5 protein-coding genes are annotated in these 5919 nt (G+C 71.6%); 3 read left to right on the top strand and 2 right to left on the bottom strand.

Annotation, left to right across the window (positions count from 1 at the left end):
* On the top strand, nucleotides 1–1122 hold a 1122-nt coding region (locus tag D6689_00530), incomplete at its 5' end, for an Hsp70 family protein (GenBank protein RMH45193.1).
* Between the two features lie 70 nt (nucleotides 1123–1192).
* Here D6689_00530 and D6689_00525 read toward each other — a convergent pair.
* Complete coding sequence (locus D6689_00525; protein ID RMH45192.1) at nucleotides 1193–2212, bottom strand: ferritin-like domain-containing protein; 1020 nt, start codon at nucleotides 2210–2212, stop codon at nucleotides 1193–1195.
* Nucleotides 2213–2287: 75 nt separating this feature from the next.
* Here D6689_00525 and D6689_00520 point away from each other — a divergent pair, with 75 nt between their 5' ends.
* On the top strand, nucleotides 2288–2944 hold the full coding sequence (locus D6689_00520; protein ID RMH45191.1) for a TetR/AcrR family transcriptional regulator: 657 nt from the start codon (nucleotides 2288–2290) through the stop codon (nucleotides 2942–2944).
* 349 nt (nucleotides 2945–3293) lie between these two features.
* Here the strand turns inward: D6689_00520 and D6689_00515 are convergent, their stop codons facing one another.
* Nucleotides 3294–4763 (bottom strand): hypothetical protein, encoded by a 1470-nt coding sequence (locus D6689_00515; protein RMH45190.1) that lies wholly within the window; start codon nucleotides 4761–4763, stop codon nucleotides 3294–3296.
* A gap of 281 nt (nucleotides 4764–5044) precedes the next feature.
* Between D6689_00515 and D6689_00510 the strand changes: the two genes are divergently transcribed.
* Nucleotides 5045–5919 (top strand): hypothetical protein (locus D6689_00510; protein RMH45189.1); only part of this gene is annotated, 875 nt, incomplete at its 3' end.

The raw sequence follows: 5919 nt of genomic DNA, 5'->3' as shown, positions 1-5919 counted from the left end.
GTAGCGGCCGTCGTCGGCAAGAAGGTCACCGTGCTCACGTGGCCCGACGGCGCCCGGTCGTGGCCGTCGGTCGTGTCGTTCCCGAGCGCGCACGAAATCATCGTCGGCGCCGAAGCGAGGCGACGACTCGCCACCGACCCGGCGCACACGGTGGCGTCGCCCAAGCGCCTGCTCGGGCGCAAGTACGACGACAAGGAGATCCAGTCCTTCCTCGGCCAGGCGCCCTATCGGACAGTGCCCGGACCCGACGGCTCCGTCGTCGTCGAGATCTGGGGACAGCAGTACGCGGTGACGCAGCTTTGCGCCTACATCGTGGAGCAAGCGCGCAAGGTCGCCGAGACCCACCTGGGATGCGAGGTGCACCGCTGCGTCATGACCGTGCCGGTGAGCTTCGACGAACAGCGCGCCCGCATCTTCCGCCGCGCGGCCGAGTTGGCGCAACTCGAGGTCCTCGCCATGATCGACGAGCCGAGCGCCGCCGCGCTCGCGAACCGGTTCGACCCCAACTTCGGCGGCATCGTGGGCGTCTACGACTTCGGCGGCGGCACGTTCGACTTCTCGATCGTCGACGTCTCGCGCGGCGACTTTCAGGTGCTCGCGACCGCCGGCGACACGTGGCTCGGCGGCGACGACTTCGACGCGGTGCTCGCCGAGGCAGCCGCCAACCAGTTCTGGCGGATGCACAAGGTCGACCTGCGCAAACAGGCGGTCGAGTGGCAGAAGCTCGTGTTCGCGTGCGAGCGCGCCAAACGCGCGCTCACCGTCGACGCCGAGGCCCGCATTCACGTGCCCGAGGTGCTGCGATCCGCCCGCGGCATGGTCGACCTCGACATCCGCGTGGACCGGGCGACGTTCGAGCGCGCATGCCGTCCCGTGATCGAGCGTTCACTCGCCACCTGCGACGAGGCGCTCGAGCTTCTCGACATGAAGCGCAGCGATCTATCCACGATCTACCTGTCGGGAGGCACGACCTACATTCCGGCGGTGCGCCAGGCCCTCGCCGCACACTTCGGCGTGCCCGTCCGCACCGGTGTACCGCCGGAGCACGCCGTGTGCCTGGGCGCCGCGATTCACGCGGCGCAGCTTCAGTTCCAGTCCGCGACGACGCTCGACGCCCGGTGACCGGCGACGCGCGTCCGGCGCGCCGGCGGTAGCCGGTTGCAGTGCATCCGCGCGCCCGCGCGACGCATTGCTACCCCGGCGCGTCGGCGGTGACGTCGGCCAGCTCGGCCTCCGCCGGGTCTTGCCACGTCTCGTAGTGGAGGATGCCGAGTTCGGCGAACCGCTGTCGGGTCGTGTCGCTCAGCAGCCCGATCTTCTTGACGGCCGGGACGATTTTCGAAAACAGGAGCCCGCGAAACATCTTCTGTCCCTCGTTGTGCAGCGTGATGTCCATGCACTCCTGAACGGGAAGGCCGGTCTTTTCCCACACCTCCTGAAACAGGAACCGGTCTCGCATCAGCCGCGCCGCTTCGTACACGAAGTCCTCGCGGTCTCGGCGTTCCGCTTCCGGCATCTCGTCGTAGAACGACCGCAGCGACAGCACGCCGAACGCCACGTGCCGCGCCTCATCCTGCATCACGTAGCGCGTCAGCTCGCGAAGCAGCGGCTCGGTGGTCGTCTGGTGAATCATCGCGAACGCGGACAGCGCCAATCCCTCCACCATGATCTGCATGCCGAGGAACTTCATGTCCCACCGGCCGTCTTTCAAGATGATGTCGAGCAGCGTGCGGAGGTGTTGGTTGCACGGGTAGACGATCTCGATCTTCTCGCGCAGGTAGCGGTCGTAGACCTCGACGTGGCGCGCCTCGTCGACGACCTGCGTCGCGCCGTAGAGCTTCGCGCTGTAGCCGGGCACGGCGTTGACGATCTGCGCCGTGGCCAGCAGCGCCCCCTGCTCGCCGTGCAGAAACTGCGACAGGACCCACGCCGTCACCTCGTGGTTGAGGCGCGCCTGCTCCCGCTCCGACATCGCGGTGTAGAGGTCCGCGCCGGCGAGCGGAAACAGCTCGGGTGGCCCATTGGGCCGCTCCGGGTCCACGTCCGTGTCCCACGGCAGCGTGTCCTCGGGGATCCACTGGTGACGTTTCGCCTTGGTGTACAGCTGGCGCAGATCCTGCCGCGCCTGCTCGTAGCCCCAGTTGTAGATGGTGTCGAGCTTGACTTCGAGCGTCTCGATGTCGAGGCCGTTGACGGCGGCGGGTTGGGACATGGCGCGGCTCCTCCAAAAAGTGAAATCTGTTTCAGGTTGACAGCACGTGGTCCCAGGGTCAATAAAAAAGTGACAGTGGATTCAGATTCACCGGACGTCGCGCCCCCGGCCCCGCGCAAGTTCGTCCAGGACCGGTCGCGCCGGACCTACGAAGCCCTGGTCGACGCGGCCTTCCGAGTCTTCGCCGACAAGGGTCTCGAAGACGCGCAGACTCCCGACATCGCGGCCGCCGCCGGCGTGAGCGTCGGTACCTTCTACCGCTACTTCGCCGACAAGCGGGCGGCCTTCCTCGAGGTCGCGCGCCGCTACCTCGAGGAGGGGGAGCGCGCGGTGATGAGCCAACTGTCCGCCGACAACCTCGCGGGAAAACAGCGCCGCGCGACAATCGACCACACGCTCGAAGTGTTGATCGATCAGTGCCTGCGCAGCCCGCGACTCGAAGCCGTGCTCACCAGCGCAGCGCTGCGCGACCCGGAGATCGCCCGTCTGCGCGCGCGCATGGAGAACTCGTCGTGCGCGAAACTCGCCGAGTTGATCCGCGCGGCCACGACGCGCGACCAGTGTCCCGATCCCGATGCGACCGCACGCGTGGTCCACACGGCGGTCGTGGAAAACGCCGTCCGCATCGCCGGACTGCGCGGCGACACCGGCATCTCGCGCGAGCGGGCGCTCGCGGCGCTCGGGGCGCTCGTGCGACGGACCGTGTTCGGCTCCGATCCCGATGACGAGTGACGCGGTGCCGATAGCGGCTGCCGGCCGCATGGACGCACTCGCGCATGAACGCACTGGATCGATCCCGTCGCCCCCTCGCGTGGCGCGGCATGCCGCCGAGCCGCCGGCGGCAGCACCGCACGGAGGCGCTCGTACCAGCGCCGATGCGCGCCTGCGCCACGGCCCCGACCCGACCGCGTCGACGCCGTGGCGGCGCGAACTCGGTCAGCGTCGCGGGCGGGCAAACGGCACTTCCCGGCAGGGTCTGCCGCGATCGGCGATGCTCGCCGGCCGCCCGCCCGCACGAGGGAAACCGCGCGCGCTCCGCCCGTCTCGCTCCGCCGCCGCGCTGCGCCGGCGGAGGACTGGATTACGCCGGGGGCACGGCGCCGCGCACCACGCGAGCCGCAGCAAAGTCGTCGCGGCGCAGGACCGCAAGCCACAGGGTCGTGAGCGGCAACACGAGGGAAATCAGCACCGGCGCGGCGACTGCGACCCACGTGCTCGGCGATGCGTTGGCGACCACGTCGCGCAACGGCTGCGATCCGAGTGCTCGCACGACGAGGTAGGCAGCGACGCCGAGGTGCCCGACGGCGTACCAGATCACCGCGCTCCGCCGGCGCGGACTGGCGGTCACGAGACTCGCGCCCGCCCACACCTGCACGGCGGAGGCCGCGAGTTCCAGGTACGCGACGATTCCTCCGGCCGCCGCCGGTTCGGCCTGGGGAAAGACGGGTGTCACGGCAAGCGCACCGGGTTGACCGCCGTCGAAGAGCAAAGCGGTGAGCTGCTCGACGAGGCTCGGGACGCCGAGCGCGACCAGGAGCCACCCGAGCGCGGCGAGGCCGCCGTCGGCAGGATGCGCGGCCGAGGATTCCCCGCCGTCGCCCACGGCGACGTCCATGCGACGATCGCGCAGGAACCGCCGCACGATCAGCGGCCACGCCAGCAACGCATACCCGGCGGCGATGCCGAACCCCAGCATCATCGGCGGCGCGAGTCCCGAGCCTCCCGCCGGGCCGAGTACCGCGAACAGCCCCGCCCCGACGAGCAGCGACGACGCGACACCGAACGACGCGTAGCGCTCGGCCCAGTCGGCGAATGCGTCCCCGTAGGCGCCGTGAGTGAGCCCGACGTAGCCGGCGCGTACGTGCCGCCACGACCGAGCGCACAACACGGCGAGCACGACGACGGCGCCGGCGGGCGCCGCCCGCCATCCCTCGGCGACGACGGCGTAGCCGGCGACGAACATCAACGTGGCGGCGCCGACGAGCCCGAGCGCGCCGAACACCGTCATGAGCACGGCCGCGGCGTCGCGGCCGTCCGCACCACGGCCGGCCGGTGCGGTGCGATAGCGGGGGCGCGTGACCGCGAACGCCACGACCGCCGGCCACGCGAGCGACGTCGCAAGTACGCCGAGGACGACGAAGCCCGCGTTGGCGCCGGCGACGGCGCTCACACCGGGCAGGTGCCGGACGACCACGACGGACCACAGGCTTTCGAGCGCACCGACGGCCACGTACTGCAGTGCCGGGCGCCGCCACCCGGCCGGCGCGCCATAGACGAGCGCGGTTCCGGCTCGCCGGAGGAACACCGCGCGTACGGCCGCCCCGACGTGCGCCCAAAACAGCCAGCCAGCCCCAGCGCCGTGACTGGACCACGCCGCCAGCGCCGCGGCGAACGCATTCGCCGCGTACAGCGCGAGCAGGAGCGAGCCACTGAGTTGCATAAGCAACCCGAGACCGATCAGCCCGGTGTCGCTCGGCCGCTCGGCCGATCCGGGACCCGGACCGGCGTTCCATGCCGACCCGCGACTGCCGGCGTAGGCGGGGACATCCATCGCCCGGACGGTATCAGAGATTGCGCCAGCAGTCGCTCCTGCCCGCGGCATCGCGTCCGTCTGCTGCGCCCTCGCCGCGCCACCGGCGCCGGACCTCCACGAGACGGCCCTGCCGCGGCGGCGCCCGGCCGCGCCGGCCCGCGCCGGGCGTCGCGGGCCTCGGCAGCAGCGGACCGGCTCGCCCCGACGTCCCCGCGGACCGCGGCGGCCGCAACGACCGGGACGGAAGGGCGACCGCGCATCGCTTGGCGGGGCCGGACCATTCGAGCTAGGTTCGAGCCATGCCACCGTTCGCCCTGGCTCGCGGCGCGACCGATCGCCGCCGTCCGCTGTCCCCGCCGCGCCGGCGCGCCGGGTCCGCCGCGCCGAGCTGGCCCCCGCTGCCGGCGCGCGTGGCCGTGGCGACCGCGTGCGCGGCGCTGGCGTGCTCGGGCACGAGCCGCCCGCCCGCGCCGGTCGCCCCCGCGCCCGCGGCCGCGCAACCCGCCGACGCCGCCGCCACCGTCGAGCTTCCTGCCGTGCCGGCGCGCGTCGACGTCGACCGCGTCGACCCGACCGCCGGGAACGCGCCGTCGGCCGCATCGCCGGTGCTCGACGCGCTGGCGGCCGAGAACGCCCGGTGGGCGGCCGCCCTGGCGGACGCGGCGCTGCCCGGCTACTACATCGCGTACCAGGTACAGGACAAGCGCGTCGTCGCCATCGAGGCCGAGGAGGGTGCGCTCTTGCGCGACGACGACGAATCGGGGCGGCTGCTCGACGTGGAGGTCCGCGTCGGGTCGCCGCAGCTCGACAGCCAGACGCCGATTCCGAACGACCAACTCGCGTTCGTCGACGGGATCCAGCGCGAGGCGCGCGTCCCCAGCGGTGACGACCCCAAGGCGCTGCGCCACTTCCTGTGGCTGGAAACCGACCGCCGCTACCGCGAGGCCGCCCGGCGCTACCGCGACGTGCTGCGGGTCGAGAACATCCGCGCCGATGCGTCGAAGCGCCCGCCGGTGTTCTCGCACGAAGCCCCGGTCACATTCGTTCAGCCGCAGGCGACGCTCGATTTCGACAAGGACTACTGGACCGAGCGCGTGCGCTCCTGTTCGCGCCGGTCGACGCGCGGGGTGGCGACGCGATCGACCTGCCAGTTCGATGCGTCGCTCACGACCGT

Source organism: Deltaproteobacteria bacterium, assembly GCA_003696105.1.
Lineage (GTDB): Bacteria > Myxococcota_A > Polyangia > Haliangiales > J016 > J016.
This window is presented reverse-complemented; position numbering and strand designations above follow the sequence as displayed.

Excerpts from the sequence above, each read along its gene's own strand:
- D6689_00525 (RMH45192.1), bottom strand. The coding sequence starts at position 2,212 with ATGTCCCAACCCGCCGCCGTCAACGGCCTCGACATCGAGACGCTCGAA.
- D6689_00515 (RMH45190.1), bottom strand. The coding sequence starts at position 4,763 with ATGGATGTCCCCGCCTACGCCGGCAGTCGCGGGTCGGCATGGAACGCC.